Source organism: Tissierellales bacterium, assembly GCA_035301805.1.
Classification (GTDB): Bacteria; Bacillota; Clostridia; order Tissierellales; family DATGTQ01; genus DATGTQ01.
The window spans coordinates 1-3080 of the sequence record DATGTQ010000027.1; the positions used below are offsets into that span (position 1 = coordinate 1).

General features: G+C 27.7%; 2 protein-coding genes and 1 pseudogene. 1 reads left to right on the forward strand and 2 read right to left on the reverse strand.

The features are described 5' to 3' along the window. Positions 1-310 precede the first annotated feature (310 nt). Positions 311-700 (reverse strand): annotated as a pseudogene (locus tag VK071_01160) (IS3 family transposase). A 12-nt stretch (positions 701-712) separates the two neighbouring features. Next, entirely contained in the window at positions 713-862 is a 150-nt protein-coding gene (locus tag VK071_01165) for a transposase (GenBank protein ID HLR33925.1), read from the reverse strand. A 331-nt stretch (positions 863-1193) separates the two neighbouring features. On the opposite strand from VK071_01165, the gene VK071_01170 reads away from it, so the two are divergent. Further along, positions 1194-2882, forward strand: coding sequence for an N-acetylmuramoyl-L-alanine amidase (locus tag VK071_01170; GenBank protein HLR33926.1), 1689 nt, complete (start codon positions 1194-1196; stop codon positions 2880-2882). The last annotated feature ends 198 nt before the right edge of the window (positions 2883-3080 follow it).

A 3080-nucleotide genomic window follows, 5' to 3' on the forward strand; every position in this document is an offset into this window, starting at 1 on the left:
GATTCCTATCACCAGCTCCAATTAAGACTATACTAATGTATAGTCTTTTTTATACTATAAATATATTAATAATTTAATATATTATAAAATCAATTTAGATTAGAATTAAATATTTAAAGATACTTTTGGATACTTAGAAATAATTATTTTAGAGATGATTCCATTAACAGAAACAAGAGGATAAATACCAATCGTAATTGCAATGGACTTGAATCCAATAGGTGTATATATAGCAAATGTAATAGGGTGTACTGAGACCCAAAAGTTGGACTTTATGCTGGAATGAGTTTTAATTCTAGTATTTTTAATTTTATATAAATTTAGATTCATATTCAATTCTATAATTAACTGGACTACGCCAATTTAATTTTTCTTTAATATATTTATTATTGTAATAATAAATATATTCTTCAATAGCTAACTTTAGTTCTTCAAAACTTCTATATGTCTTACCATAATACATTTCTTGTTTAATTACTCCAAAAAAATTTTCTATATGTGAATTATCAAGGCATGTACCTTTTCGGAATATACTTTGAGATATTTTATTATTTTTAAGTATCTTACTATATTTCTTCATTTGATATGCCCAACCTTGATCTGAGTAAAAAGTTCTCCTAAAGTTGAAATCATTTGTAATCTTTATATCTTTATTTAAAGCTTCGTTTATAGATTTGAAATTAGGTCTTTGTGTTTTTCTTTTTAATTCATCTTAGCCTAATGAATTATATGCATTAACCCATGTTTTAACTTGAGTTTCACTATCAATACCATATTGCTTTGCTATTGAACCAAGTCCACCTTCTTCATCTAAATAAGATTTAACAACTTTCATTTTAAAGTTAAAATCATATTTAGTCATAAAAAACACCCCAATCGTTAGATTTTGGTCCAACTATTGGGGTGCAGTACAGTTTTGATAAAAAACTCTTTAAGCAACCATATGGCACCTGTATTCTACAGGTGTCATATTTTTTAATTTAATCTTATTTAATATAGTTTCAATTCTTGCTGTAACTATATTAAGTAGGGATAAAAAATTAGACAATAATATATAGCAATAAAATAAGTCGAATTTTAGTTATCCGTCTTATTTTATTACTATTTTTGTGTTAATATAATATTATTAACAAAATTATAACTAAATATATTATAAAATGTATAAAAAATATATATAAATAGGAGGAACTAATATGAGGTGTAAAAAAAACATAAGAAACTTAATGCTACTTACAATGCTAATATCACTACCAATATTATCAAAAACATCTATTGTAAATGCAGATAGTATAGAAGATGAATTTTTATCTGTAATAAATAAATATGATTTAAAAGATGTAGTAGTTGAACCTGGAATATATTTAACGAAAGGGGAAACTTTAGATTTATCTCAATATCCTAACTGGGAATTGTCTGATAATGAAACTATAGATATAAATTCAAATGGAATTGCAAAAGCAATTAATGAAGGTACAGTATTTTTAAGTCAAAGAATTGGTCAAAAAGTATATATAATAGAAATATATGTAAACTCATCAGTATCAACGCTTAACATTAGATCTAAAGAGGATCAACCTAGAGAATACTACAAAGTGTTTATAGATGCAGGTCATGGAGGAAGCGACCCAGGAGCATTAGGATTTGGATATAGAGAATCAGATTTAAACTTACAAATTGCAAAAAAGATAGAATCTAAATTAAAGAGCAGAGGTATAGATGTAAAAATGAGTAGAAGCTCAGATATTTATTATTCTTTATCTGAGAGAGCTGAAATGGCAAATGATTATGGTGCAGATGCATTTGTATCAATACATCAAAATTCAGCTGAATCAGCATCAGCAAATGGTATAGAGACATATTATAATAGAAATAAAGAAGAAGAGAAACCACTAAGCAATGATGTACAAACGCAGGTTATAAATAAAACAGGAGCAACTAATAGAGGTGTAAAAAATGCAGAGTTTACAGTTTTAGTAAAGAGTAATATGATATCTGCATTAGTAGAATGTGGATTTATAAGTAATGAATCAGAAGTTAAGAACTTATCTGATTCAGATTACCAAGATAAACTAGCTACAGGTATAGCAGATGGAATAGAAAACTATTTAAAATCAAATGTAATAATCGAAGAAAGTCAAATTACAGCAACAGGAAAAGTTATAAATACAGATAGTTTAAATGTAAGAAAGGGTCCATCAACATCATTTGACATAATAGGTACATTAAGTGGTGGAGAGAAAGTTAAGATTGTTGCTAAAAGCAACAATTGGTATAAAATAGAATACAATGGAACACATGGGTATGTTTCAGCATCCTATATAGAATTAGATACTACTGAATCAGAACAAGATGACAAAATAAAATTTAATGACGTAAGTCAAGATTACTGGGCATATTCTCAAATACAAAGTTTTGTAGAAAAAGGGTATATAGATGGATATGGAGATGGTACGTTTAGACCTCAAAATCCAATAAAAAGAAATGAGTTTGTAAAAATATTTAATAAAGTATTTGGACTTACTAAAAAGAGTGGAATAGTATTTGATGATACTAAAGATAACTGGGCAAAAGATGAAATAGACATAGCAGTTACAAATGGAGTAGCACAAGGAGTATCAAGTACACTATTTGAGCCAGACAGATATGTAACAAGACAAGAAGCGGCAAAAATGTTATCTAATTATATGAAATTAGATGATACAAATCATGATAAAATAAAAAAATTCTCTGATTATAATCAAATAGCTGAGTGGGCAAAAGATGCACTTGAAGGAAATGTTGAAAAAGGATATATCCAAGGAACTGATGGAGAAATCCTTGCACCAAAGGATAACATGACAAGAGCAGAAGTTGTTACTCTTTTAAGTAGAGTAACTAATTAATATTTTGGGGGACATAAATATGAGGAAGACATTATCATTACTACTATCAATATGCATAATACTTGGTAGTGGAATAAGCACAAAATCGTACGCGAATACAAATAATGTACAAGCTGCATGGTTAACCACTGCATGGAGCTTAGATTGGCCAAAAGCTAAAAATAATCCTACAGCTCAGAAAAATGAATTGATAGAAAT

What these genes read in the sequence shown, in the direction of transcription:
- VK071_01165 (HLR33925.1), bottom strand. Translation starts at nt 862, where the DNA reads ATGACTAAATATGATTTTAACTTTAAAATGAAAGTTGTTAAATCTTAT.
- VK071_01170 (HLR33926.1), top strand. Translation starts at nt 1,194, where the DNA reads ATGAGGTGTAAAAAAAACATAAGAAACTTAATGCTACTTACAATGCTA.